Consider the following 23,966-nt stretch of genomic DNA (forward strand, 5'->3'; position numbering starts at 1 on the left):
AACAAGGACCTCGACAATCCTCATTCTTGCTGGTCAGAGGCACTTTCTGCTTTCCTGCCCGTCTGCCGGACAGCCCGCTTGATGAAAGCGCGAGGTTAACGGTCAGCCCGTAACGAGCCCGGCAACGAGGTTGATGGCAGTCGCCAGAATGCTGGTGCCGAAAATGTAGGACAGCAGAGAATGACGCAGCACGATCGCGCGAATCGCTCCGCTGGAGACGTTGGTGTCGGACACCTGATAGGTCATACCGAGGTTGTAGCTGAAATACAGAAAGTCCCGGTACGACGGTGGGTCGTCGGAATTGAAGTCGATTCCGCCGTGCGTCGCGTAGTACACGTAGGCGTAGCGGGTGGCGTACATCAGGTGCACGGTGGCCCAGGCCATGAAGACGCCGCAGAGGGCGACAGCGGCGCCGGCGCGTCCGGCGTCGGACGTGCCCAGGAGCAGCAGGAGCACGATGGCGACCAGGCCGCACAGGGCGACCGCCACTACGACGAGTTCGTCCGTGTGCGGCCGGAAGTCCTCTCGTCGGGCATTCCGGCGAGTGGTGGACGCGTCCATCGACCACAGCACGATCCAGCCGGCGAGCGTGAAGACCAGCTCCGTCGCCGCGATCCCGGCCAGAGCCCCCAGCACCACACCCGTTCCCACCGCCACCGCGACACCCACCACGGCTCCGACCGCCAGGGCGCCGGACAGCCGCGGTACGGCGTCCACGGGCAGCCAGGTCCTCATGGCATCACCGTAATGGCGTTCGTCCGGTTCGTCCCGGTGGGCTGCTATGTCCGGGTGTTCGGGGTCGCTGACGTACGAGCCACGCTGGGCTCAGCCCCACGTCTGGCCGGCCGGTTCCTTGATGGTGCGGTTGATCCTGTTGAAGAAGTTCGTCAGGGCGATCTCCAGGTTGATCGCGCCGATCTGCTCCTCGGTGAAGTGGGCGTTTGCCTCTTCCCAGACCTCGTCGGTGACTCCCTCCGCACCGTCCTGCAGCCGGGTGGCGGCCTCGGCCAGCGCCAGTGCCGCACGCTCCGCATCGGTGTAGAAGGGCGCCTCCCGCCACGCCACTACGCTGTGCAGCCGCTCGTCGGTTTCACCGGCCTTCTTCCCTCCGGCGACACTGGCGTAGACGCACGCCGAGCAGCCATTGATCTGGCTGACGCGCAGGTGGACCAGCGTGAGCAGCTGCGGGTCGACGCCCCCGGCGGCGATCGCCTGATGCAGGTGCCCGATCGCCTTCCACACGTCGGGGTTGTCGGTGTTCTTGTTCTTCAGTCGGTTCTGCATGGCAGGGTGCTCTCCTTGGTCGGGGTTACCTTGCCGGGCTGGTGCCCGTCACCCCTATGACGGAGCAGCTTCCAGGGAGGTAACACCATGTCCGGCGCCCATCCCCACGATCCGATCGCCGAGGCCTTCGAGGCGCACCGCGCCCGGCTCACGGCCGTCGCCTACCGCGTGCTCGGCTCGCACGCCGACGCGGACGACGCGGTCCAGGAGGCGTGGTTGCGTCTGTCGCGCCAGGACGCCGACACCATCGACAATCTCGGCGGCTGGCTGACCACCGTGGTCGGCCGCATCAGCCTCGATCTCCTCCGCTCGGGTCGCACGCGCCCGACGGTGCCCCTCGACGACGAGCTGCCCGAACTCACCGTGACGCTCGACGATGGTGCGACTCCGGAAGAGCTTGTGGCACTGGGAGACTCGGTGGGCCTGGCGCTGTTGACGGTCCTGGACTCGCTGCGCCCCGACGAGCGCCTCGCGTTCGTGCTGCACGACGTGTTCGCCGTGCCCCACGGGGAGATCGGCACCATCCTCGGCAGGTCGACCGACGCGACCAAGATGCTCACCAGTCGCGCCCGCCGGAAGGTGCAGGCCTCCCGGCAGTCGGCGAGCGACCGACAGCAGCAACGCGAGGTGGTCGGGGCGTTCTTGGCGGCAGCCCGCGAGGGCAGGTTCGAGCGGCTGCTGGAAGTCCTCCATCCCGAGGTGGAGTTCACCGTCCACGCTCCCGGCGGACGGTTCGTCACGATCGGGGCCACCGAGGTCGCCGGCCGTGCCCGAGTGGCCGGCGGCGCGGCACACGGACATGCCGTGACCGTCAACGGGCGACCCGGCGTCATTGCCTGGAACGAGGACGGCGTCCCGCTGTCCCTGCTCACGTTCACCGTCGCCGACGGCCGCATCACCGAGATCACCGCCGTCGTCGACCCGGCCGAACTCGCGGTCATGGACTTGCCGGACCTGGTGTGACTGCCTGTCTACCGGCAGTGGCGTGGTGCGGTCCTGGGTGACGATTTCCGCTCCGGGGTCACCAGCCGGTGATGCGCTCCCAGTTGGCCTGGATGACGGGGGCGTCGGTGCTGGGCAGCCGGGCGCTGTCAATGACGTGGTAGCCGGCGTGCTGGGCCGCGGTGGCGCAGGCGTGGTTGGGCAGGATGCGCAGCCGGGTGCCGACGGGCAGGTCGGGCAGGTCGGCGCCGTCGCGGGTGGTCAGCGTGCCGTGTTCCTGGCTCGCCGCGCTCATGATCAGGTTCGGGATCGGGTTTCCGGCCAGATCGAGGACGAGGCCGTAGCCCTGGTCCTGGGCCTGAGTCGCTGTGCCGCGGTCGCGGGACATGGCCATCCAGCCGCCGTCGGTGACGATCCAGCCGTACTCGGGGCGGTGGCCGATCACCGTCACGACCACCGACAGGGCGAGGTCCTCCACACCGCAGACGGCCAGACCGGCCATGACGAGGTCGAAGAAGACGTAGTTACCGGCGCGCAGTTCGGTGACGCCGGTCAGGTCCTCGACCGCGAACGCGGTCGGCGTGGAGCCGACGCTGACCGTGTGGACGGGCAGACCGGCGGCGCGCAGGCGCTGCGCCGCGGTGACCGCGGTGTCGCGTTCGTTCTTGGCCGCCAGCCGCTGGTCTTCCGGGGTGTAGGCGAAGTACGACTCGCCCGCGTGGGTCAGGACGCCGTCGAGGCATCCGGCCTCGTGCAGGATCCGGCCGACATCGGGCAGCTCGGGGGCGTCGGTCTTGAGGCCCCCTCGGTGGCCGTCGCAGTCGATCTCGATCTGCGCGGGGATGGCGAGACCGGCTGCGCGGGCGGCGTCGGTGACGAAGGCGGCCTGTTCGCGGCTGTCGAGCAGCACACGCAGGGTGACTCCGCGGCGCAGCAGGGCGACCACGCGGGGAAGTTTGTGCGGGTCGATACCGACGGCGTAGGTGATGTCGGTGTAGCCGCCGTCGGCGAACGCCTCGGCCTCGGCCAGTGTGGAGACGGTGACGGGACAAGGGGCACCGCCATGCATCAGTGCTGCGACGTCGAGGCTCTTGGCCGTCTTGATGTGCGGTCGCAGGGTGACCCCGAGGCGGTCGGCTCGGCCGGCCAGCCGCTCGATGTTGCGCAGGGCCTTGTGCACGTCGACAACGGCGAATGGGGTGTCGGGGTCGGCCAGCGTCTTCGCGGCAGCCGGGGGCGGGGCGGTGTTCACAGGGCTACGTCCATTTTCTTGAGGAGGGCCAGGCCCAGGTAGAGGTCCTGCAGGCCGATCCCGGAGCTGTCGAAGACCGTGATGTCCGCGCGGCCGTCCCGTCCCGGGGCGCGAGCGGTGAGGACGTCGCCGAGCGCGGTGAGTTCGGTGTCCTCGGGGGCGTGCTGGCTCTCGCCCATGCGGCGGGCCTGCTCGGCGAGATCGCAGAAGACGCGGGCGCGGGCGAACAGTTCGGGCGGCAGCTCCCGCTTGCCGGGGGCGTCGGCCCCCATGCACGAGAGGTGGGTGCCCGGACGGATCCATGAGGACTCGAAGAGGGGTGGGGTGTCGGCCTGGGCGGTGGTGGCGGTGACGATGACGTCGGCTCGTGCGCAGGCTTCCTCGGCGCCGATGCTCTGCGCGTTGCGGCCTTCTGCGGCCAACTCCGCGACCAGCCGACCGGCGCGCTCCTCGTCCCGTCCCACGACCAGCACCGTGCTGATGGGCCGCACGCGGCTGACGGCCCGGACCTCGTAGGCAGCCTGGTGCCCGGTGCCGAAAACGGCCAGGGTCGCGGCGTCGGTGCGCGCGAGGAGGTCCACGGCCAGGGCGTCGGCGGCAGCGGTCCGGTAGGCGTTCGCGGTGCCGACCTCCAGGACGGCTGCGATTCTGCCGATGGTCTGGTCGAACAGCAGCAGGGTGGAGTGGTGCCGCGGCAGCCCCTGCGCGGGGTTGTCCGGCCAGAAAGTACCGATCTTCACCCCCGCATGGGTCGCGGAGGCGGACGGCTTGAGGCTGTACCGGTTGCGCGGTTCGGATCCATGCACGACGAGGCTGGGCAGGGCGGCGGCGTCCACGGTGGCGGCAAACGCGGCGCGGGCGGCGTCGAAGGCGAGGGCCTCGTCCACCAGCGCGGCGGTCTGCTGTTCAGTGACGTACAGCAGGCCGGAGGGTGCCGGCGACTGGTCCATGCTCGGCACGGGGTGGCGGTCAGTCGTGGGGCGGTGGCTCCGCGTGCCGATCTCGCTGGTGGTCATCGAATCACTTCGTGTAGGAGTAGACGCTGGCCCGGGAGATGCCGAGGAGATCGGCGATGCTCTGGGCGGCGTTGCGGGTGTCGAAGTGGCCGTCCTCGTACAAGCGGCGCACAAGGTCCTTCTTCGCGTCCCGGGGCAGTGCCCGCGGGGTTGTGGAGCGCTCGGCGGCCACCGCTTCGATGACTTCGCGCAGTTCCCGCCGGCTGCGGTCGCTCAGCCTCTCGAGCGGAGCTTCACGGTGGTCGGGATCGGTCGCGACCAGGTTCGACAGCGTCAGCGTGAGGGGCGAGAGGGTGGAGATGTCCAGGTTCAGGCAGATGGCGGCGATGTACTGCCCGGCGGAGTTCTTGATCCCGATCGACGTGCTCTTCGCGGGGCGTCCGTCGGGGAACTGATTGGCGTAGTTCTGGATGACGCTGGGGTACTGCGGGTCCCTGATACGGGCCAGGCCCAATTCGGTGACGGACTGCCCCACCTGGCGTCCGGACAGGTTGTTCTCGATGAACCGGATGGCGTGATCCGGATCGCGCAGGTCGTGCAGCACTACCTCGCAGATGCCGGGGAACATGCGGCCCAGCGCTTGAGCAACTTTCTCAGCCTCGGCCAGGAGGTGCTCGTCCTCCGGCTCCCCGGACGAAGTGGTGTCCCTGTCCTTCATCTCTCGCTTCCCTCCCCGCTTCGGCCCGGTGCTCAGGGGTCGACACTCGAGCACCTTCGACTCTCCGTCCAAAACTGTACAGACAATCTATCTGGATCTGGAGTTTCAGTCCAGCCACCCTCTATTGGGCGCGGCGTGGCGCTCGCAATGGTTACGCACCGTTACTGTGCTCATGCTCGGTCACCGATCGAAGAGCAAGGAGTGTCAGGTGAATCTGGACGACGTGAAGGCGGAAGCGACGCGCCTCTCGCATTGGGCTCACATCGCCACGGTGGGCGCCGACAACAAGCCGGACGTTGTTCCGGTGTGGCCGGCCTGGGAGGGTGAGACCGTCTGGATCTCCACGGGTGCGAAGAGCGTCAAGGTGCGCAACATCGCTGCCAATCCGGCTGTCGCGATGCACTGGCAGGTCGACGCGAGCGGCGATGGCGTGATGCTGTGGGGCACGGCGACGGTGTACACCGACATCGACACGAAACGCCGCCTGTGGACCGGACTGTTCGACTACGACCTGAACGATTTCGTCCCTGACGGCCCGGAGTCGCCGGAAGCCGCCTTCGTCGCGATCGCCCCCGACCGGGCACTCGCGTTGAAGCAGTACGGAATGGCAGGCCGCGACACATGGCGCCGGACCTGAGCGGGTCCGGTCCGAGTGAGCGGGGGCCGCTCACGTTCTAGTATGAAATGAGCTGCAACGGCACTTTCCTCCGGCGGAGGAGGGCTTCACCGTGTCTGCCAGGTATCTGCCCGTCTCGGAACACGGGCTGATCGGAGACCTGCGCAGTGCTGCTCTCGTGGGAACGAACGGCACGATCGACTGGTACTGCTGCTCCCGATTCGACGCTCCCAGCGTGTTCGCCTCGATCCTCGACGCCGAGAAGGGAGGGAGCTTCGAACTCGCGCCGGACGTGCCGGCCCGCACGAAGCAGTTCTACTTCCCCGACACCAATGTGCTCATCACCCGCTTCTTCGCGAATGACGGTGTGGCCGAGATCCAGGACTTCATGCCGATCGTCGACAACTCGCGTGAGGCCGACCGGCATCGGCTCATCCGCAGAGTGGTCTGCGTCCGCGGATCACTGCCCTTCCGGGCCGGCGTCTCACCACGGTTCGGGTACGCCACCGAGCCGCACACCATCCGCACCGAGCACGGCTGTCCGATCTTCGAGTCGGCCTCGCTCTCCCTCGCGCTGACGTCCAGCGTGCCGGTGGAGCACGACGGCCGGGACGTGTGGTCGCTCTTCAAGCTCCACGAGGGCGAGAGCGCCGTCTTCGCACTCGACCGTGTCGGCGACAGCGTCGCCCCCCGGGTCTGCGCCGTGGCCGAGGCGGAGGAACTGTTCCAGGCCACCGTCCGGTACTGGCGAGGGTGGCTGTCCACGTCGCGCTACCGCGGCCGCTGGCGCGAGATGGTGCACCGCTCCGCACTGACGCTCAAGCTGCTCACCTACGTCCCGACCGGCGCCATGGTGGCGGCACCCACAACGAGCCTGCCCGAGCAGATCGGCGGCGAACGAAACTGGGACTACCGGTACGTGTGGATCCGCGACGCGGCCTTCTGCGTCTACGCGCTGCTGCGGCTCGGTTTCACCGAGGAGGCGCAGGCGTTCATGCGCTTCCTGATCGAGTACGCCCACCTCTCCGACTCCGGAAACGGCCCGTTGCAGATCATGTACGGCGTCGACGGCCGCCGGGACCTGGCCGAGCGTGAGCTGCCCGGTCTCGAGGGCTATCGGGGCTCTTCCCCCGTACGTGTGGGCAACGAAGCGGTCGGCCAACTGCAGCTGGACATCTACGGCGCTCTCGTCGACTCGATCTACCTCTACGACAAGTGGGGAGAGCCGATATCCAGCGCCCACTGGGACACGGTCTGCGAACTGGTCGACTGGGTCTGCGACCACTGGGACCAGCCGGACGAGGGTATCTGGGAGACCCGCGGCGGACGCAAGAGCTACCTCTACTCGCGACTGATGTGCTGGGTGGCGATCGAACGGGCGATGCGCCTGGCCCGGCATCGCGGGCTGCCGGCCGACATCGCGCGCTGGAGCGGCACGCGCGACACCATCTACCGCCAGATCATGGACCGCGGCTGGTCGGCCGAACGGAAGGCGTTCCTCCAGCACTACGGCGACAGCGTCCTCGACGCCTCCGTGTTGATGATGCCGCTGGCCAAGTTCATCTCCCCCACGGATCCGAAGTGGCTCTCGACGCTGGACACGCTGGGGGAGGAGCTGGTCGCGGACTCCCTGGTCTACCGGTACGACCCGCAGGCCAGCCCGGACGGAGTACGGGGCGAGGAGGGAACGTTCTCGATCTGCTCCTTCTGGTACGTCGAGGCACTCAGCCGCGCCGGACGCCTGGAGGAGGCACAGCTGGCGTTCGAGAAGATGCTCACGTACGCGAACCATCTGGGGCTGTACGCGGAGGAAATCGGCCACACCGGCGAGCAGAACGGCAACTTCCCGCAGGCGTTCACCCATCTCGCCCTGATCAGCGCGGCATTCAACCTCGACCGGGCGCTGGGCTGAACAGCGCGGCATCGGCGAAGGATCGCCGACACATCCTACAAGTCGTGCAGGGTTGCAGATGCCTCGTGATTTGAGTGATCAGCCAAGCATGCACAAGCCCTCTATGGAATCTCACCTCGCAGATGCAAGATGGAGATGTTGTTCGGGGCGGACGGTCACCGCCCCGGTCAGGTCCCGGCCCACAAGGCGAGGTCTCCCATGGTCATGCGCACTCACGACCGCCCCGACGCACGCATCGCCCAGGTCATCGCGCTGGCGCTCGGTGGCGCCGGCACCGTCCTGAACGTCGGGGCGGGCACCGGCTCCTACGAGAACCCCGCGCAGGCCATCACCGCGGTCGAGCCGTCCCTGGCCATGCGCGCGCGGCGCCCCGCCCAACTGGCGACGGCGATCGACGCGGTCGCCGAGGACCTGCCCTTCGACGACGGCCGGTTCGACGCCTCCATGGCCCTCTTCAGCGTCCACCAGTGGTCCGACACCGCCGCCGGACTGCGCGAGATGCGCCGTGTGACCCGCGGCCCCGTCGTGATCCTCACCTGCGACCCCACCCTCGTGCGCGACTTCTGGCTCTACGACTACGCGCCCGACGTCCTCGACACCGAGGCCCGCCGCTACCCGCACCTGGCCACCCTGACCGCAGCCCTCGGCGGCTCCGTGACCGTCGAGCCGGTCCCCATCCCGCTGGACTGCACCGACGGCTTCAACGAGGCGTACTACGGCCGCCCCGAGATGCTCCTCGACCCCGGGGCCCGGCAAGCCTGCTCGGCGTGGAGCTTCATCGACGACCGCGCCCGCCAGGAGTTCGACATCTCCCTGCGCCGTGCCCTGGGCTCCGGCGCCTGGGACGAAGCCTTCGGACACCTGCGCAGCCGCCCGGCATACCGCGGATCCCTTGTTCTGCTGAGGGCCACCCACTGACCGCGTGCGCGACGTGCGAGACGTGTACCGACTCGCGGTCATGTGATCCGGGGTAGCGTCCTCGGCATGGACCTTCGTACCACCGTTGAGCGGGCTCAACGCCTCAAGCAACTGCACGCCCAGTACCAGCCGCTGGTGCTGCCGACCGTCTGGGACGTGTGGTCCGCGCGGACGGCGGCCGGCGCCGGGTTCCCCGCGCTGACCATCGGCAGCCATCCGCTCGCCGACTCCCGGGGGGCCGAGGACCAGGAGGGGCAGACGTTCGAGGAGGTGCTTGCCGCGGTCAGGCCGATCATCGCGGCGGTCGACGTCCCCGTCTCCGTGGACCTGGAGGCCGGGTACGGACAGGAGCCCGCGGATCTCATCGCCGGGCTCACCGAGATCGGCGGCGTCGGTCTCAACCTCGAGGACACCGTCCACTCCGAGGGCGGACGCGTGCGCAGTACGCAGGAGCACGCGAACTACATCGCCGGCCTGCGCGCGGCGGCCGACGACGCGGGGATCCCCGTCTGGGTCAACGGGCGCACCGACCTCTTCCTGCACGCGGAGGACGCGGCCGGCGTCCTCGACGAGGCGATCGAGCGGCTGCGGGCCCTGGAGCAGGCCGGCGCCGACAGTGTCTACCCGGTGCGTATCCAGGACGACGACGACCTGCTCGCGGCGGTGATCGGCGCAGTCTCCATTCCCGTGAACACCACGGCCCATCCGGTCAAGCACGATCTCGAGCGCTTCCGTCACCTCGGTGTCGGCCGGATCACGTACGGCCCGCTGCTGCAATTCGCGATGACGGACGCGATGAAGGACATGCTCGGGCCGTGGACGCGCTGAAAGCCACCCGAACGGCCGTACGCCCGTCAGCTGCGAAACCGCACCAATCAGCGGCCTACTCGACCGCCATCTCACCCAGCAGCGACCAGTCCTCCTGGTCGAGCGACGCGTTCACGACGCGCGGCGTACGCGCCAGGTAGCGCGGCAGCTGCTCCTGCGCGGCGCGGAAGTGCGCGGACTGGACGTGCGCCCCGCCCGCCTCGTCGTCGCGGAACGCCTCGACCAGGACGTACTCCGCGGGGTCCTCGACGCTGCGGGACCAGTCGAACCAAAGACAGCCGGGTTCCGCCCGGGTGGCCCGGGTGAAGTCGCCGGAGATCTCCGGCCACCGGTCCGCGTGCTCCGGCAGCACCTGGAACTTCGCGGTAATGAAAATCATGGGGCTCTCCCTCTGCTGTGCGGGTGCGGGTCCTGCGGGACGGAGCAGGACCCGTCTCCGGATCACGGTACGAGGGTCTGGGGTCAGGCGTCGGCCCGCGTCCGTCCCCGGCCCACCAGCCGCGCCAGCGGTCGCCTCAGCAGCGGCCAGGCCAGCAGCAGCACGATCACCGCGTACACCGTCACCGCGAACGGCGTGTTGACCAGGCCCGTCACGCTGCCGTCGCTGATCTGCAGGGCGCGGCGCAGCTGCTGCTCGGCGTTGGGGCCGAGGATGACGCCGATCACGGCAGGCAGGATGGGCAGGCCGTAGCGGCGCATGCCGAAGCCGACCAGGCCGATGATCAGCAGGATCACCAGGTCGACGACCTCACCGCCGACGGCGTACGCGCCGACCGCCGCGAAGAACATGATCCCCGCGTAGAGGTACGGCCGGGGGATCTGCAACAGCTTGGCCCATACGGGTGCCAGCGGCAGGTTGAGCGCGAGCAGCAGCACCATGCCGACGAAGAGGGACGCGATGAGGCCCCAGACCAGCTCGGGTTCGCGTTCGAAGAGGAGCGGGCCGGGCTGGATGCCGTACTGCTGGAACGCGGCCAGCATGACCGCCGCGACCGCCGTCGTCGGCAGGCCCAGGGTCAGCATGGACACCAGCGTGCCCGCCGCCGAGGCCGACGCCGCCGACTCCGGTCCGGCCACGCCCTCGATGGCGCCCTTGCCCCACTCGTCCTTGTGCTTGGACAGGCGCTTCTCCGTGACGTAGGAGAGGAAGGTGGGGATCTCCGCACCGCCCGCCGGGATCGCGCCGAACGGGAAGCCGATGAACGGGCCGCGCAGCCACGACTTCCAGGTGCGGCGGACGTCCCCGCGGCCGAGCCAGGGGCGGCCCACCGGGATCGGCTCGGCAGCGCCGCGCCGCAGGTGGGCCGCCACCCACAGCGCCTCGCCGATCGCGAACAGACCGACCGCGACGATCACCACGTCCACGCCGTCGGCGAGTTGCAGCGAACCGAAGGTCAGCCGCTGCTGCCCCGTCATCTGGTCCAGGCCCACCAGGCCGATGGTCAGGCCGATCAGCAGCGAGGCCAGACCTCTGACGCGCGAGGAACCCAGCACCGACGTCACGGCGATGAACGCCAGCACCATGATGGCGAAGTAGTCCGGCGCACCGATGTCCACCGCCAGGTCGGCGACCGTCGGTGCCAGCGCCACCAGCAGGATCGTGCCGATCATGCCGCCCGCGAAGTGGCCGATGGCCGCGGCCGCCAGCGCCTGCGCACCGCGCCCCGCCTTGGCCATGGGGTTGCCCTCCATGGCCGCGACCACCGCGGCGCTCTCGCCGGGGGTGTTCAGCAGGATGGAGGTGGTCGAACCGCCGAACATCGCGCCGTAGTAGATGCCGGCGAACATGATGAACGCCGCGACCGGGTCGAGGCCGTACGTCACCGGCAGCAGCAGCGCCACCGCCATCGCCGGGCCGATGCCGGGCAGGACACCGATCGCCGTGCCGAGCAGCACACCCAGGGCGGCCCACAGGAGGTTGAGCGGGGACAGGGCCGTACCGAACCCGTCCATCAGGGAGTTGAGGGCGTTCATGTCAGAGCACTCCCATCAGCGGACCGCCGGGCAGCGGCACACCGAGCAGCTTGTCGAAGACGACGTAGGTGAGCAGGGACAGCACCGCGGCGATCAGCGGGTCGCGGTCCACGCGCCGGCTGCCCAGGGCGAAGGCGGCGCCCCAGAAGAGCAGGGCCCCGGCGACCGGGAAGCCGGCCGGCTCGATGAGCGCGGCGGCGCCCAGGAAGATCCCGGAGAGCAGCAGCACCGTCCGCCAGTCCGCCGGTTCGGACAGGTCGATGTCCTCGCCGCCCTCGGCCTCGCCCCGGCCGCCGCGCAGGACGTCCACGGCGAGCAGCGCGGCGATCACCAGCAGGCCGATGCCGACCACGATCGGCACGGTCTTCGGGCCGACCGGACCGCGCTGGGTGATGTCGACGTCCATGGTGAGCGCGTCGGTCAGGACGAGGACGCCCAGCGCCAGCAGCATGGCGCACACGCCGAGTTCGGAGTGGTCCCGCAGCCACGAGCGCCGCTCGGGCGCCGAGGTGCCGGCCGCGCCCGGGGCGGGCTCGGGGGCGGGGACGGAGTCGGTCGGTGTCGTCACAGTCCCAGCTCCTTCAGCACCGACACCACACGCTTGTCCTGGGCGTCCAGGAAGGTGCCGAACTTCTCACCGGTGAGGAACGCGTCGTCCCAGCCGTTCTTGTCCATCGACTCCCGCCACTCGGGCGAGTCGTGCAACTCCTCGACCAGGCGCGTCAGCTTGTTCCGCTCCGCCTCCGAGAGGCCGGGCGGGGCGACGATGCCGCGCCAGTTGGTGAAGTCCACGTCGTAGCCGGACTCCTTCAGCGTCGGCGCGTCCTTGAGGTCGTCCACCCGCTCCGGGCCGGTCACCGCGAGCACCCTCAGCTCGCCCGCCTTGATCTGGTCCAGGTACTCGCCGACGCCGGAGACGCCGAAGCCGACCTTGTTGCCGAGGATCGAGGCGAGCAGCTCGCCGCCGCCGTCGAAGGGGATGTAGTTGACCGACTTCGGGGCGATCCCGGCGGCCTGCGCCATCAGCATCGGCGCGAGGTGGTCGGGCCCGCCGGGCGACGATCCACCGCCCACGGGGATCTTGCCCGGGTCCTCCTTCCAGGCGTCGATCAGCTCGTCGATCGTCCCGTACGGCGAGTCCTTGGCGACCACGACGACGTCCTGCTCCTCGGTGAGCCGCGCGATCGGCGTGGTGTCGGCGAGGGTCTTGGGCGCGTGGTTGGAGCGGACGGCGCCGACGACGCCGAGGCCCATGGACATCGCGAGCTTGCCGTTGCCGTGTTCGCTCACCAGCCGGCTCAGACCCACGGTGCCGCCCGCGCCGGGCAGGTTGAACACCTCGATGTTGTGCGTGAGCCCGGCGTCCTCGGCGTTCTTCGCGGCCGTGCGGGCGGTGATGTCGTAACCGCCGCCGGGCGTATTGGGAACCATGAAGCGCAGGCCGGGAATCTGCGTGCCGGAGTCGGAGTCGCCGCCGGAGGAGAGCAGCGGCGGTCCCGCGAGCACGAGCACGGCGGCCCCGAGCAGGGCAAGGGGGGTGCGCAGGCGCACGTATGACACCACCTGTCGGTTGGGTAGATCGGTACGGGGAGCCCTGTGGGGAAGGGTGACGTGGGCCACATGGTGCCCGCGCTCCGGCGGCGTGTCTTCCTTGCGGAACCAAGGGAGGTTGTGGTCATTGCGGTCGCCGCTTCATTGCGAAGACGGCACATCTCTTTCCTTCGCCGCAGGTGGGCGCCATGATGGCGACCCGGCACACCCGCCCGCCCCCAGTCAGCCGAGATCGAGTCCGCCGTGGCACCCACCTTCCGCCGTCAGACCCTCGCGGGCGAGATGCTAGTTCTCCAGCTCGCCATCGTCGTGGTGGTCCTGTGCGCTGTCGCCGCCGTCTCGCTCGCCCAGTCCCGCGCCACCTTCAACCGCGTCGAGGGCCGCCGGGTCACCGCGCTGGCCGAACAGCTGGCCGCCACGCCGCTGGTTCGCAGCCAGCTGCTGCGCCCCGTGCCGCAGGAGGCCCTCGCCCCGCTGGTCAACTCCACGCAGACCCAGTCCGGCGTCACCTCCGTCACGATCGCCGGCGCCGACGGCAGCGTCGTCAGCTCCACCGACCCCACGCTGATCGGCGGCCGGCTGCCGCGCGTCGAGGGCGCCGCCGCGGGGCGCGGCTGGTCGGGGCCGCTGACCCTGCGGGGCAGCCGTGAACTCGTCGCCCAGGTCCCGGTGCTCGGCGCCACCCGGGACACCCTCGGCCGGCACCTCGGCACGGTGATGGTCGGCGAGGCCGACCCGACGGTGTGGCAGCGCCTGAGCGGCGCCTCCTCCTATCTCCTCGCCTACCTCGGCATCGCCAGCGGCCTCGGCGTGGCCGGCTCCTGGCTGCTGGCCCGGCGCGTCAAACGGCAGACCCTCGGCCTGGAGCCGCGCGAGATCGCGGGGCTCGCCGAGCACCGGGAGGCCATGCTGTACGGCATCGCCGAGGGCGTCGTCGCCCTCGATCCGCAGCACCGGCTCACCCTGGTCAACGAGATGGGCCGGCGCCTGCTCGACCTCCCCGCCGACTGCGTCGGCCAGAGCCTGGACGGCCTCGGCATCGAGGGGCGGCTGCGCGACGTACTGGCCGGCACCGCGCCGGACGCCGCCGAGCCCCGCGACGAGGTCGTCGTCCGGCACGGGCGGGTCCTGGTCATGAACCGCATGACCGTCGCCAAGGACGGCCGCCCGCTGGGCTCGGTCACCACCCTGCGCGACCGCACCGAACTGGCCCGCCTGGAGCGGGAGATCGGCTCCTTCCGCAGCACGTCCGAGCTGCTGCGCGCCCAGGCCCACGAGTTCGCCAACCAGTTGCACACCATCTCCGGGCTCATCCAGATCGGGGAGCAGGACGAGGTGGTGCGCTACATCCGCGCGCTCAACCAGCGCCGCCAGTCCCTGGACGTCACGCTCAGCCGCCGGGTCCGCGACACCGCCGTCGCCGCGCTGATCACGGCCAAGTCCTCGCTCGCCGCCGAGCGCAGGGTCGCGCTGCGGGTCTCGGACCGCACGGCGCTGGACCGGCTCGTCCCGCAGGACGCCGCCGACGTGGCGACCGTCCTCGGCAACCTCGTCGACAACGCCGTGGACGCCGCCGCGGCGGCGGGCGAGGACCACGACGCCTGGGTCGAGGTCGAGCTGCGGCAGGACGCCGCCAGTGTCGAGATCGTGGTCCGCGACTCGGGACCCGGCGTGGCCCCCGAACTGGCCCGCGAGGTCTTCTCCCACGGCTTCACCACCAAGGCCGCCCGGCAGGGCGAGCGCGGCATCGGCCTGGCGCTGACCCGGCTCGTCTGCGAACGTCACGGCGGTGAGATCTCGGTGACCAACACCCCCGAGGGGGCCATGTTCACCGCACGCATGACCGTCAGCCACCTCACCGACGCGGTGGCGGAAGGAGCGACGCCATGACGGGTACGAGCGGCACGCCCGACGCGACCGGTACGGCGGGGGCGTCGGCGTCCCGCGGCCCCGGCGCCGCGATCGGCGTGCTCGTGGTCGACGACGACTTCATGGTGGCCCGCGTCCACCGCGCCTTCGTCGAACGCGTCGAGCCCTTCCGGGTCGTCGGCGTCGCCGGCACCGGCGAGGAGGCGCTCGCCGCCGTCGGCGAACTCCGCCCCGACCTCGTCCTCCTCGACCTCTACCTGCCGGACGTCTTCGGCCTGGACGTCATCCCGAGACTGCGCGCGGCCGGACACGACTGCGACGTCATGGTCATCAGCGCGGCCCGGGAGGCGGACGCGGTGCGCGGCGCGGTCCGCCACGGCGTGGTCGACTACCTGCTCAAACCGTTCGAGTTCGAGGATCTGCGGGTCCGGCTGGAGCGCTACGCCGTCCAGCGCGGCCGGCTGCTGGGCACGGTGGTGCGCAGCCAGGCCGACGTCGACCGGGCACTGGCCAAAGCGGCGCCCACCGCCGCGGCACCGGCGCTGCCCAAGGGCATGAGCGTGGAGACCGCCGAGCTGGTCGAACGCACCCTCCGGGAGGCCGACGGCACCTTGTCCGCGAGCGAGTGCGCGGCCCTGACCGGCGTCTCCCGCGTCAGTGCCCGCCGCTACCTGGAGCACTTCCACACCGTCGGCACCGCGGAGGTCTCGCTGCGCTACGGCGTTGCGGGCCGGCCGGAGCGCCGCTACCGCTTCCGGGGCGCGGTCACCGGCCTGGCGCTCCCGCCCGCAGCCCGTCCATGACGAGGTCGAGGAGCCGGGTGACCCTCGGCTGCCAGTCCTCGCTGGCGTCGACCTGCCAGAGGCCGCCGATGGCCAGGAAGAAGTCGTCCGCCGACACGCCGGGGCGGATGGTGCCGGCCTCGTCGTTCGCGCGGAGCAGCAGTTCGGTCGCCTCCGTGACCGGGGCGGGCTCCGGTTTCGCGGGGCTGCCGGGTGCGCTGGTGACCAGCCGGATCGCGTCCGCCAGACCGACCTTGGTCAGGGCGAACTGGGCGAGCCGGTCCATCCACTCGCGCAGCGCCCGATCGGGTTCCCGCGTGGCCAGCAGCTCCTTCGCGGCGTCCGCCACCTGCTGCATCTCGTAGCGGTAGATCTCCAGGACCAGCGCCTCGCGATGCGGGAAGTTGCGGTAGAACGTGCCCTGCCCGACGCCCGCCTTCTTGGCGATCGTGCTCAGCGGGGCGTTCGCGCAGCGCGTCAGCTCCTCCGTGGCGACGCGCAGGATGCGCTCGCGGTTGCGCTGCGCGTCGGAGCGCAGGGGCGCGTCCGTCCTGTCCTTCTTCGGCGGCGGCACTCCTCCTCCTTCCGGGTTCGTGGCCGAATCCCGTTCTTGCTAACCGGACAACTGTCCGTTACGTTTTCAGTGAGCGGACAGTTGTCCGGTTACTTGCCCACTTTAGCGGCGAACGCGGCTTTTCCTGTCACCGGACACCGAAGAAGCTGTCACCAGAGACCAGAGAAGGCTGATCATGGCCCCAGCACCCTCGTCTACGACCAGCGCCGTCACTCTGAACATCAACGGCGAGAAGCACCAGCTGACCGTCGACCACCGCACCACCCTGCTCGACGCCCTGCGCGAGCGGCTCGATCTCACCGGCACCAAGAAGGGCTGTGACCAGGGACAGTGCGGAGCCTGCACCGTCCTGGTCGACGGGCGCCGCGCCGTCTCCTGCCTGAATCTCGCCGTCGCCGCAGAGGGACGCGAGATCACCACCATCGAGGGCATGGCCGAGGGCGACCGGCTGCACCCGGTGCAGCAGGCCTTCCTCGACCTCGACGGCTACCAGTGCGGCTACTGCACTCCCGGCCAGATCTGCTCGGCGATCGCCGTCATCGAGGAGCACGCGGCCGGCTGGCCCAGCGCCGCCACCGACGACGTACGCCCCGAGGCCGGGCCGCCACCCCTGACACCGGACGAGATCCGCGAACGGATGAGCGGCAACCTGTGCCGCTGCGGCGCCTACGTCTCCATCGTCCAGGCCGTCACCCGCGCCGCCGAGGCGCACGAGGCCGCGGCCCGCGACGACGACGGCGACCGCGCCCGGACCGCAGAGGAGGCGGCGGCATGAGGGAGTTCGGATACCAGCGGGCCGACGACGTCTCCGGCGCGGTGGCGCTGCTCGCCGCCGACCCGGACGCCCGCTTCCTCGGCGGCGGCACCAACCTCGTCGACCTGATGAAGACCGGCGTCGAACGCCCCGCCCGCCTCGTCGACGTCCGCGAACTCCCGCTGGACGGCATCGAACCGACCGCGGACGGCGGCCTGCGCATCGGCGCCACCGTCACCAACAGCGACCTCGCCGCCCACCCCGAGGTGCGCCGCCGCTACCCCGCGCTGACCCAGGCGGTCCTGGCCGGCGCCTCCGGCCAGCTGCGCAACATGGCCACCGTCGGCGGCAACCTGCTCCAGCGCACCCGCTGCGGCTACTTCGCCGACCCGAGCCGGCCCTGCAACAAGCGGGCCCCCGGCAGCGGCTGCCCCGCCATCACGGGCGAGCACCACAACCACGCCGTCCTCGGCGCCTCCGACCACTGCGTGGCCACGAACCCCTCGGACATGGGCGTGGCACTCGCGGCCTTCGACGCCGTCGTCGGCTACGAGACCCTCGACGGCCCCGGCGAACTGCCGCTCGCCGACTTCTACCTCCCCGTCGGCGACACCCCCGACCGCGAGACCGCCCTGCCGCCCGGCGCGCTGATCACCGGCATCACCCTGCCGCCCGCCCCGGTCGCCGCCCACTCCCGCTACCGCAAGGTGCGCGAGCGGGCCTCGTACGCCTTCGCGATCGGCTCGGTCGCCGCCGCGCTCGACATCGAGGACGGCGTCGTGCGCGAGGCGCGCCTCGCTTTCGGCGCGGTGGCCTCGCGGCCCTGGCGGGCCCACGCGGCCGAGGCCGTGCTGACCGGCGCACCGGCCGACGGCGAGACCTTCGCCGCCGCCGCGGACGCCGAACTCGCGGCCGCCAGGCCGCTGCCCGACAACGGATACAAGGTGACCCTCATGCGCAACCTCGTGGTGGCCGTGCTCACCGAACTCACCGAGGAGGCCGCCCGATGACCACCGCCACGACCGGCGGCCGTACGACGGTCAGGGGCGTCGTCGGCACCTCGCAGACCCGCGTCGAGGGCCGCGAGAAGGTCACCGGAGCGGCCCGCTACGCCGGTGAGATCCCCTTCGCCGACCTCGCGCACGGCTGGCTGGTGCTGTCCACCGTCACCCGCGGCCGCGTCCGTGCGGTCGAGACCGAACCCGTCCTCGCCATGCCCGGTGTCCTCGCCGTCCTGCACCACGGCAACGCGCCGCGCCTCGAAACCGACTACGTCGGCCTGCTGGGCATCCCGCCGGACCCGACCGCCGCCGTCTTCCAGAACGACCGGGTGCCGCACCTCGGCTGGCCGGTCGCCCTCGTCGTCGCCGAGAACTCCGAGCAGGCCCGCGAGGCCGCCGAGGCCCTGGTCGTCGCCTACGACGAGGAACCCCACGACACCCTGCTCACCGGCGCCCACCCCGACGCCTACCCGGCCGCCGGGGTGATGCCCGCCGAGACCGGGAAGGGCGACCTCGACGCCGGACTCGCCGCGTCCCCCGTCGTGGTGGACGAGGAGTACACCACCCCCGAAGAGCACCACAGCATGATGGAGCCGCACGCCGCCACGGCCCTGTGGGACGGCGGCCGGCTGGAGGTCGTCGACTCCAACCAGGGCACCACCTGGGTCCAGGGCGAACTGGCCAAGATGTTCTCCCTGGACGAGTCCGCGGTGCGGGTGCGCTCCGAGCACATCGGCGGCGGCTTCGGCAGCAAGGGCCTGCGCGCCCACCAGGTGTCCGCCGTGATGGCCGCGACCGTCCTCCAGCGCCCGGTGCGCGTCGTCATGACCCGGCGTCAGATGTTCACGCTGGCCGGCTACCGCAGCCCCACCGCCCAGCGGGTCAGGCTCGGCGCCGGCACCGACGGGCGGCTGCGCGCCCTGGACCACCGCTCGGTGAGCCAGACGTCCACCGTCTACGAGTTCGTCGAGCCCAGCGCGGGCGTGGCCCGGGTCATGTACGACGCCGAGGCGCACCGCACGGCCAACGAGGTGGTCCGCCTCGACGTGCCGTCCCCGACGTTCATGCGCGCGCCGGGCGAGGCGCCGGGGTCCTTCGCGATCGAGTCGGCGCTCGACGAACTCGCCGAGCGCTGCGGCGTCGACCCGATCGACCTGCGCCTGCGCAACGAGCCCGAGACCGGCCCGGTCTCCGGCCTGCCGTTCAGCAGCCGCAACCTGGACGCCTGCTTCCGCGAGGGCGCCCGCCGGTTCGGCTGGGCCGAGCGGGACCCGCGCCCCGGCGTGCGCCGCGACGGGCGCTGGCTGCTGGGCACGGGCACGGCCGCGGCCTCCTTCGGCGCGGGCGCCGCCCCCTCCACGGCTCTCCTCACCGCCGAGGCCGACGGCGGCTTCACCGTGCGGATCTCCGCCGCCGACATCGGCACCGGCGCCCGCACCGCGCTCACGATGATCGCCGCCGACGCGCTGGAGGTGGCACCCGACCGGGTCCGCGTCCGGATCGGCGACAGCGACTTCGGACCCGCCATGATCGCGGGTGGTTCGATGGGCACCCGCTCCTGGGCCTGGGCGGTCACGGAGGGGGCCCGCGAACTGCGCGAGCGGCTGGCACTGGGCACCACCGTCCCGCCGGAGGGCATCACCGTACGGTCCGACACCAGCGCCGCCCTGGGCAGCCTCGCCCAGAAGGAACGGCACTCCTACGGCGCCCAGTTCGCCGAGGTCGCCGTGGACACCGCCACCGGCGAGGTGCGGGTGCGCCGCATGCTCGGCATCTTCGCGGCGGGCCGGATCGTCAACCCCCTCACCGCCCGCAACCAGCTGGTCGGCGGCATGGTCTGGGGCGTCTCCATGGCCCTGCACGAGGAGGCGGTACGGGACCGCGCGAGCGGTGGCCTCTACGCCCCCGACCTCGCCGGCTACCACGTCGCCACGCACGCGGACATCGGCGACATCGACGCGGACTGGGTGGACGACTCCGACCCGGAGGACCCGGTGGGCATCAAGGGCGTCGGCGAGATCGGCATCGTGGGCGCGGCGGCGGCCGTCGCCAACGCCGTCTGGCACGCGACCGGCGTCCGCCACCGGAACCTGCCGATCCGGCCGGACCGTGTCCTGTCGGCGGCGACCGCGAGCGGGGGAGCGGCTGCCTCGGACGGGGGAGCGGCGGATGCTTGACATCGCCGCCGAACTGGACCGCTGGCTCGACGAGGGCCGGGAGTTCGCCGTCGCCACGGTGGTCTCCGTGGGCGGCAGCGCACCGCGCGGTCCCGGTGCCGCCCTCGCCGTCGACAGCGAGGGCACGGCGATCGGCTCGGTCTCCGGCGGCTGCGTGGAGGGCGCGGTGTACGAGCTGTGCTCCGACGCCCTGCGCAGCGGCGAGACCGTGCGGGAACGGTTCGGGTACAGCGACGAGGACGCCTTCGCGGTCGGGCTGACCTGCGGCGGGGTCATCGACATGATGGTCACTCCGGTCGGTGCGGACGCGCCGTCGCGGGAGCTGTTCCGGGCGGCGCTGGCGACCGCCGCCCGGGGCGGGACCGCCGCCCTCGCCCGGGTCGTCCAGGGCCCGCCCGACCTGCTGGGCCGGGCCCTGCTCGTCCACCCCGACGGCACGCACGAGGGCGGTCTCGGCGGCCACCCGGACCTGGACCGCACGGCGGCCGCCGAGGCCGGTGCCCTGCTGAACAGCGGCCGCACCGGCACGGTCGGCCTCTCGGAGGACGGCTCGCACTGCCCCGGCGGACTCACCCTGCTCGTCGAGTCCAGCGTGCCGCCGCCCCGCATGATCGTGTTCGGGGCGATCGACTTCGCGGCGGCGCTCGTGCGGGCGGGGAAGTTCCTCGGATACCACGTCACCGTCTGCGACGCCCGGCCCGTCTTCGCCACGCAGGCCCGTTTCCCCGAGGCCGACGAGATCGTCGTCGACTGGCCGCACCGCTACCTGCGGAGCACCTCCACCGACGCGCGGACCGTGCTGTGCGTGCTCACCCACGACGCCAAGTTCGACGTACCCCTGCTGACGGAGGCACTGCGGATGCCGGTCGCGTTCGTCGGCGCGATGGGCTCGCGCCGCACCCACCGGGACCGCGACCGGCGCCTGCGCGAGGCCGGCCTGACCGAGCACGAGCTGTCCCGGCTCCGCTCACCGATCGGCCTGGACCTGGGCGCCCGCACACCCGAGGAGACCGCGCTGTCCATCGCGGCGGAGATCGTCGCCGCCCGCCGCGGCGGTACGGGCGAACCCCTGACGGGCGGAGCGACCCCGATCCACCGGGACCTGACGGAGACGGCCGCCTGAGCCCAGCGGGCCGTCGCGCACCTCGGCCGGTGCCCGGAGCGGTGACGTTCCCGACGTCATGGCACGGGCGCCGGTACCGGCCCGCGCCGCCCGGCCCCGATGCCGGTGGCGGCGTCCGCACCGGGGATCCCGTGCTCGCCCAGCGGCCCCACCTCCAGCCCCGTCGCGCGGCAGTCCCGCACGAGATCGGGCAGGGCCCCGAGCGCGGCCCGCCAGCTGCCCGCGGCGGAGGCGTGGTCGGTGTCGTGGAGGAGGATCGTGCCGCCCCCGCCCAGGTCCGCCGCGACGGTCGCCCGTACCGACGCGGGTGTGGCGTCCGACCGCCAGTCCTTGCCCCAGGCGGTCCACAGCACCGGCCGCAGCCCCGCCCGGCGGGCGGCTGCCCAGCGCCCCGAGCTGAGGATGCCGTACGGCGGGCGGTACCAGAACGGCGCCCGTCCCGCGGCCTCGCCCACCACATGGGCGGCCCGCAGCAACTCGCGCGCGTCCCGCCCCGGCGACGGCAGCCAGGGACGGTCGTGGGCCCAGCCGTGGACCGCGAGTTCGTGTCCTCGCCGGGCCAGCTCCCGGGCCGTCGCCGGGTGGCGTACGACGTTCTCGCCGAGCAGGAAGAACGTGGCGCGCACCCCGAGTCCGTCCAGTACGTCGAGGAAGCGCGGCGTGGTCACCGGATCGGGGCCGTCGTCGAAGGTGAGGGCGACGTGACCGGGGCGGCCCTGCCCCGCCAGGCCCGGGAACCGGCGCCGGCGCAGCTCCGGCAGCCAGGTCACGGCCGGACCGATGTGGGCCAGCGCGACGACGGCGGGCGCGACGGCGCAGACCGCCCGCCCGGTGTGAAACCCCTGACGCATCCCCGGTACCTCCCATCCGCTCGGCCCGACTCATGACCCCCGCTGTTTCCCTCCCCGCCGCCCGGGCCCGTCCCGCGCGGCCGGCGCCGTGTCCCACGCCCCGTGGACCGACGGCGCCCGCGCCAGTCCCACACTGCCGAGGCCGATCAGCGCCACGCCGATCAGCTCGGGCAGCACCCGCACGCCGAGCACGATCTCCTCACCGAACAGGCCCCATCCGAGGCCGACGCTGGTCAGCGCGTCGCCGAGGGTCAGGGCCGGCTGCGACGCGGCGAGCGTCCCCGCCCGCAGGGCGCTCTGCAACAGCAGGAAGCTGACCACACCGACCGCCGCGGTGGCGTACGGCGGCCACTGGGACAGCACCGCGCCCACCCCCTGCGGCAGCCGCCCGGTGACCTCCTTCAGCAGCGCCGCCGTACCGCCGAACCCCACCGCGGCCGCCGATCCGAACAGAGCGGCGCGGGGCGCGCCCCGCACCAGGCTGCCCGCCGAGGCGAGCGCCGTGACCAGGACGAACAGCGCCAGCCCCGCCCAGCCCCACCGGCCCTCTGCGGCGGTGTCCTCACCGGCCGAGGGTGCCGCGGCGCCCAGGAACAGCGCGAGCCCCAGGGCCAGGGCCACGAAGGCCACCCACGTCCGCGCATCGGGACGCCGGTGGAAGACCACGCTGCCGACCATCAGGGTGAACAGCAGCTCGCTGGCCATCAGCGGCTGGACGACGGCCAGACTGCCCACCGCCAGCGCGGCCGCCTGCAGGACCGTCGTCACCGCCAGCAGCGCCGCGCCGGCCAGCCAGTACCGGTCGCGCACCAGCCGCAGCAGCGAGCGCACCATCGTGTGCCTGGCGCCCGCCCGCTCCTCGTCCTGCGCCGCGGCCCGCCGCTGCAACACCGACGCCGCAGCGTTGGCCAGCGCCGCGAACAGGGCCAGGACGACGGTGAGGACACTCACCGCCGCGTGTTCCCGCTCATCCGAACCGCGCCGCCAGGCGCCGGTACAGTCCCGGAGCCGCGCCCCGCACCCTGCACGGCAGCCGCAGCCAGGCGGGCACGTACACCTCGTCCCGGCCCCGCCGCACCGCGTCGCGCACCGCGTCGGCCACCCGCTCGGGGGGTACCGGGCGCGGCCTGGAGCGCTGGTAGGGAGCCCCGCGCCGCTCGAAGAACGGCGTGTCCACGACCCCGGGCACCACATGGGTGACGCCCACGCCGGTGCCCCGCAACTCGTAGCGCAGCGCGTCCGCGAAGGCGCCGATCGCGGCCTTGGCGGCGGAGTACACGGCCTCGTCGCGGACCGCCACACTGCCGGCCAGCGAGCCGATGAGCACCACCCGGCCCGAGCCCGCGGCCACCATCCCCGGCAGCACCAGCCGCACCAGCCGCAGCGTGGCCAGCACGTTGATGTCGAGGACGTCGTCGACCGTGTGCGGGGGCATGTCCAGGAACTCCCCGGCCCAGCCCACCCCGGCACCCGCCACCAGCAGGTCCACGTGACCCACCGTGGCCAGGGCGAAGTCGGTCAGCTGCCGGTCGGCCCCGGGCAGGGTGAGGTCCGCGGCGAAGGCGGTGGCCGACGCGTCGTCGGCGACCTCCCGCAGCCGCACCGGGTCACGCCCGGTGAGCACCAGCCGCCAGCCGCCCTCGTCCGCCAGCCGGCGGGCCACGGCCGCGCCGATGCCGGAGGACGCCCCCGTCACCAGCGCCGTCCGGGTCCGTGCGTCCGGGACGCCCGCGGGCTGCCGCCGGGTGCTCGCACGGTCCGCGTCGGGGGCGACGGCCCGCGGTCCGGGGGCGGACCGGGGACGGGAGAACGCATGGACCATGGGGACCACCTTGGCTCGGGGCGGACACCGGGAGCGTGCGACCGGGCGGTCGGGCTCCGGCG

General features: G+C 71.9%; 24 protein-coding genes. 11 read left to right on the forward strand and 13 right to left on the reverse strand.

The features are described 5' to 3' along the window. Positions 1-102: 102 nt before the first annotated feature. On the reverse strand, positions 103-735 hold the full coding sequence (locus tag ACFC1X_RS33005; protein ID WP_376360924.1) for a DUF1345 domain-containing protein: 633 nt from the start codon (positions 733-735) through the stop codon (positions 103-105). A 90-nt stretch (positions 736-825) separates the two neighbouring features. Continuing rightward, positions 826-1,284: a carboxymuconolactone decarboxylase family protein gene (locus ACFC1X_RS33010; protein ID WP_376360927.1), complete on the reverse strand. Its 459-nt coding sequence runs from the start codon at positions 1,282-1,284 to the stop codon at positions 826-828. Positions 1,285-1,371: 87 nt separating this feature from the next. Between ACFC1X_RS33010 and ACFC1X_RS33015 the strand changes: the two genes are divergently transcribed. Further along, positions 1,372-2,247, forward strand: a complete 876-nt coding sequence (locus tag ACFC1X_RS33015) for a sigma-70 family RNA polymerase sigma factor (RefSeq protein WP_376360930.1) — start codon at positions 1,372-1,374, stop codon at positions 2,245-2,247. Between the two features lie 58 nt (positions 2,248-2,305). Here the strand turns inward: ACFC1X_RS33015 and ACFC1X_RS33020 are convergent, their stop codons facing one another. Genes ACFC1X_RS33020 through ACFC1X_RS33030 form a run of 3 tightly spaced genes read right to left on the reverse strand, consistent with a single transcriptional unit; the run spans position 2,306 to position 5,152 of the window. After that, entirely contained in the window at positions 2,306-3,478 is a 1,173-nt protein-coding gene (locus ACFC1X_RS33020; RefSeq protein ID WP_376360933.1) for a DSD1 family PLP-dependent enzyme, read from the reverse strand. Continuing rightward, a complete protein-coding gene (locus ACFC1X_RS33025; RefSeq protein WP_376360936.1) occupies positions 3,475-4,494 on the reverse strand; it encodes an ornithine cyclodeaminase family protein in 1,020 nt (339 codons plus the stop codon). Before ACFC1X_RS33025 ends, ACFC1X_RS33020 begins: the two co-directional genes overlap by 4 nt. A gap of 4 nt (positions 4,495-4,498) precedes the next feature. Further along, the gene (locus ACFC1X_RS33030; protein ID WP_376360939.1) at positions 4,499-5,152 is read right to left on the reverse strand and encodes a transcriptional regulator; all 654 of its coding nucleotides are present in this window, start codon (positions 5,150-5,152) and stop codon (positions 4,499-4,501) included. Positions 5,153-5,360: 208 nt separating this feature from the next. Here ACFC1X_RS33030 and ACFC1X_RS33035 point away from each other — a divergent pair, with 208 nt between their 5' ends. The 4 genes from ACFC1X_RS33035 to ACFC1X_RS33050 all read left to right on the forward strand — a co-directional run bounded on the left by ACFC1X_RS33035 (position 5,361) and on the right by ACFC1X_RS33050 (position 9,426). Further along, positions 5,361-5,789 carry a pyridoxamine 5'-phosphate oxidase family protein gene (locus ACFC1X_RS33035; protein ID WP_376360942.1) on the forward strand — a complete coding sequence of 143 codons (429 nt, stop codon included), beginning with the start codon at positions 5,361-5,363 and terminating at the stop codon, positions 5,787-5,789. A 91-nt stretch (positions 5,790-5,880) separates the two neighbouring features. Then, the gene (locus ACFC1X_RS33040; RefSeq protein ID WP_376360945.1) at positions 5,881-7,680 is read left to right on the forward strand and encodes a glycoside hydrolase family 15 protein; all 1,800 of its coding nucleotides are present in this window, start codon (positions 5,881-5,883) and stop codon (positions 7,678-7,680) included. Positions 7,681-7,884: 204 nt separating this feature from the next. Next, entirely contained in the window at positions 7,885-8,598 is a 714-nt protein-coding gene (locus ACFC1X_RS33045; RefSeq protein WP_376360948.1) for a class I SAM-dependent methyltransferase, read from the forward strand. Between the two features lie 66 nt (positions 8,599-8,664). After that, positions 8,665-9,426: an isocitrate lyase/phosphoenolpyruvate mutase family protein gene (locus tag ACFC1X_RS33050; protein WP_376360951.1), complete on the forward strand. Its 762-nt coding sequence runs from the start codon at positions 8,665-8,667 to the stop codon at positions 9,424-9,426. Between the two features lie 55 nt (positions 9,427-9,481). Here ACFC1X_RS33050 and ACFC1X_RS33055 read toward each other — a convergent pair whose 3' ends face one another. The 4 genes from ACFC1X_RS33055 to ACFC1X_RS33070 form a co-directional block, all read right to left on the reverse strand. Then, positions 9,482-9,805: a putative quinol monooxygenase gene (locus ACFC1X_RS33055; RefSeq protein ID WP_376360954.1), complete on the reverse strand. Its 324-nt coding sequence runs from the start codon at positions 9,803-9,805 to the stop codon at positions 9,482-9,484. Positions 9,806-9,888: 83 nt separating this feature from the next. Next, positions 9,889-11,400 carry a tripartite tricarboxylate transporter permease gene (locus tag ACFC1X_RS33060; protein ID WP_376360957.1) on the reverse strand — a complete coding sequence of 504 codons (1,512 nt, stop codon included), beginning with the start codon at positions 11,398-11,400 and terminating at the stop codon, positions 9,889-9,891. A gap of 1 nt (position 11,401) precedes the next feature. Further along, entirely contained in the window at positions 11,402-11,968 is a 567-nt protein-coding gene (locus ACFC1X_RS33065; RefSeq protein ID WP_376360959.1) for a tripartite tricarboxylate transporter TctB family protein, read from the reverse strand. Continuing rightward, positions 11,965-12,951 (reverse strand): Bug family tripartite tricarboxylate transporter substrate binding protein, encoded by a 987-nt coding sequence (locus tag ACFC1X_RS33070; protein WP_376360962.1) that lies wholly within the window; start codon positions 12,949-12,951, stop codon positions 11,965-11,967. The genes ACFC1X_RS33065 and ACFC1X_RS33070 overlap by 4 nt, the downstream gene beginning before the upstream one ends. 243 nt (positions 12,952-13,194) lie before the next feature. Between ACFC1X_RS33070 and ACFC1X_RS33075 the strand changes: the two genes are divergently transcribed. Together ACFC1X_RS33075 and ACFC1X_RS33080 are read left to right on the forward strand one after the other, a co-directional pair. After that, the gene (locus tag ACFC1X_RS33075; protein WP_376360965.1) at positions 13,195-14,841 is read left to right on the forward strand and encodes an ATP-binding protein; all 1,647 of its coding nucleotides are present in this window, start codon (positions 13,195-13,197) and stop codon (positions 14,839-14,841) included. Beyond that, positions 14,838-15,623 (forward strand): response regulator, encoded by a 786-nt coding sequence (locus ACFC1X_RS33080; protein ID WP_376360968.1) that lies wholly within the window; start codon positions 14,838-14,840, stop codon positions 15,621-15,623. Before ACFC1X_RS33075 ends, ACFC1X_RS33080 begins: the two co-directional genes overlap by 4 nt. Here the strand turns inward: ACFC1X_RS33080 and ACFC1X_RS33085 are convergent. Beyond that, positions 15,586-16,176 (reverse strand): TetR/AcrR family transcriptional regulator, encoded by a 591-nt coding sequence (locus ACFC1X_RS33085; protein ID WP_376360971.1) that lies wholly within the window; start codon positions 16,174-16,176, stop codon positions 15,586-15,588. The genes ACFC1X_RS33080 and ACFC1X_RS33085 overlap by 38 nt on opposite strands. Before the next feature lie 175 nt (positions 16,177-16,351). Here ACFC1X_RS33085 and ACFC1X_RS33090 point away from each other — a divergent pair, with 175 nt between their 5' ends. Genes ACFC1X_RS33090 through ACFC1X_RS33105 form a run of 4 tightly spaced genes read left to right on the forward strand, consistent with a single transcriptional unit; the run spans position 16,352 to position 21,231 of the window. Then, a complete protein-coding gene (locus ACFC1X_RS33090; protein ID WP_376360974.1) occupies positions 16,352-16,951 on the forward strand; it encodes a 2Fe-2S iron-sulfur cluster-binding protein in 600 nt (199 codons plus the stop codon). After that, complete coding sequence (locus tag ACFC1X_RS33095; protein WP_376360977.1) at positions 16,948-17,940, forward strand: FAD binding domain-containing protein; 993 nt, start codon at positions 16,948-16,950, stop codon at positions 17,938-17,940. The genes ACFC1X_RS33090 and ACFC1X_RS33095 overlap by 4 nt, the downstream gene beginning before the upstream one ends. Then, positions 17,937-20,108 carry a xanthine dehydrogenase family protein molybdopterin-binding subunit gene (locus ACFC1X_RS33100; RefSeq protein ID WP_376360980.1) on the forward strand — a complete coding sequence of 724 codons (2,172 nt, stop codon included), beginning with the start codon at positions 17,937-17,939 and terminating at the stop codon, positions 20,106-20,108. Before ACFC1X_RS33095 ends, ACFC1X_RS33100 begins: the two co-directional genes overlap by 4 nt. Then, positions 20,101-21,231 (forward strand): XdhC family protein, encoded by a 1,131-nt coding sequence (locus tag ACFC1X_RS33105; protein ID WP_376360982.1) that lies wholly within the window; start codon positions 20,101-20,103, stop codon positions 21,229-21,231. The genes ACFC1X_RS33100 and ACFC1X_RS33105 overlap by 8 nt, the downstream gene beginning before the upstream one ends. Positions 21,232-21,287: 56 nt before the next feature. Here the strand turns inward: ACFC1X_RS33105 and ACFC1X_RS33110 are convergent, their stop codons facing one another. The 3 genes from ACFC1X_RS33110 to ACFC1X_RS33120 are packed head-to-tail and all read right to left on the reverse strand — an operon-like array spanning position 21,288 to position 23,904. After that, on the reverse strand, positions 21,288-22,082 hold the full coding sequence (locus ACFC1X_RS33110) for a polysaccharide deacetylase family protein (protein WP_376360985.1): 795 nt from the start codon (positions 22,080-22,082) through the stop codon (positions 21,288-21,290). Positions 22,083-22,112: 30 nt separating this feature from the next. Then, entirely contained in the window at positions 22,113-23,033 is a 921-nt protein-coding gene (locus ACFC1X_RS33115; protein ID WP_376360988.1) for a DMT family transporter, read from the reverse strand. 16 nt (positions 23,034-23,049) lie between these two features. Further along, on the reverse strand, positions 23,050-23,904 hold the full coding sequence (locus ACFC1X_RS33120; RefSeq protein WP_376360991.1) for an SDR family NAD(P)-dependent oxidoreductase: 855 nt from the start codon (positions 23,902-23,904) through the stop codon (positions 23,050-23,052). Positions 23,905-23,966: the final 62 nt, after the last annotated feature.

Origin of the sequence: Streptomyces sp. NPDC056128, from assembly GCF_042263835.1 — a bacterium.
Lineage (GTDB): Bacteria > Actinomycetota > Actinomycetes > Streptomycetales > Streptomycetaceae > Streptomyces.

Coding starts and splice junctions, on each gene's coding strand:
- ACFC1X_RS33100 (WP_376360980.1), top strand. CDS start 17,937: ATGACCACCGCCACGACCGGCGGCCGTACGACGGTCAGGGGCGTCGTC.
- ACFC1X_RS33090 (WP_376360974.1), top strand. CDS start 16,352: ATGGCCCCAGCACCCTCGTCTACGACCAGCGCCGTCACTCTGAACATC.
- ACFC1X_RS33015 (WP_376360930.1), top strand. CDS start 1,372: ATGTCCGGCGCCCATCCCCACGATCCGATCGCCGAGGCCTTCGAGGCG.
- ACFC1X_RS33055 (WP_376360954.1), bottom strand. CDS start 9,805: ATGATTTTCATTACCGCGAAGTTCCAGGTGCTGCCGGAGCACGCGGAC.
- ACFC1X_RS33060 (WP_376360957.1), bottom strand. CDS start 11,400: ATGAACGCCCTCAACTCCCTGATGGACGGGTTCGGTACGGCCCTGTCC.
- ACFC1X_RS33030 (WP_376360939.1), bottom strand. CDS start 5,152: ATGAAGGACAGGGACACCACTTCGTCCGGGGAGCCGGAGGACGAGCAC.
- ACFC1X_RS33095 (WP_376360977.1), top strand. CDS start 16,948: ATGAGGGAGTTCGGATACCAGCGGGCCGACGACGTCTCCGGCGCGGTG.
- ACFC1X_RS33120 (WP_376360991.1), bottom strand. CDS start 23,904: ATGGTCCATGCGTTCTCCCGTCCCCGGTCCGCCCCCGGACCGCGGGCC.
- ACFC1X_RS33080 (WP_376360968.1), top strand. CDS start 14,838: ATGACGGGTACGAGCGGCACGCCCGACGCGACCGGTACGGCGGGGGCG.
- ACFC1X_RS33050 (WP_376360951.1), top strand. CDS start 8,665: ATGGACCTTCGTACCACCGTTGAGCGGGCTCAACGCCTCAAGCAACTG.
- ACFC1X_RS33025 (WP_376360936.1), bottom strand. CDS start 4,494: ATGACCACCAGCGAGATCGGCACGCGGAGCCACCGCCCCACGACTGAC.
- ACFC1X_RS33005 (WP_376360924.1), bottom strand. CDS start 735: ATGAGGACCTGGCTGCCCGTGGACGCCGTACCGCGGCTGTCCGGCGCC.
- ACFC1X_RS33110 (WP_376360985.1), bottom strand. CDS start 22,082: ATGCGTCAGGGGTTTCACACCGGGCGGGCGGTCTGCGCCGTCGCGCCC.
- ACFC1X_RS33105 (WP_376360982.1), top strand. CDS start 20,101: ATGCTTGACATCGCCGCCGAACTGGACCGCTGGCTCGACGAGGGCCGG.
- ACFC1X_RS33045 (WP_376360948.1), top strand. CDS start 7,885: ATGCGCACTCACGACCGCCCCGACGCACGCATCGCCCAGGTCATCGCG.
- ACFC1X_RS33010 (WP_376360927.1), bottom strand. CDS start 1,284: ATGCAGAACCGACTGAAGAACAAGAACACCGACAACCCCGACGTGTGG.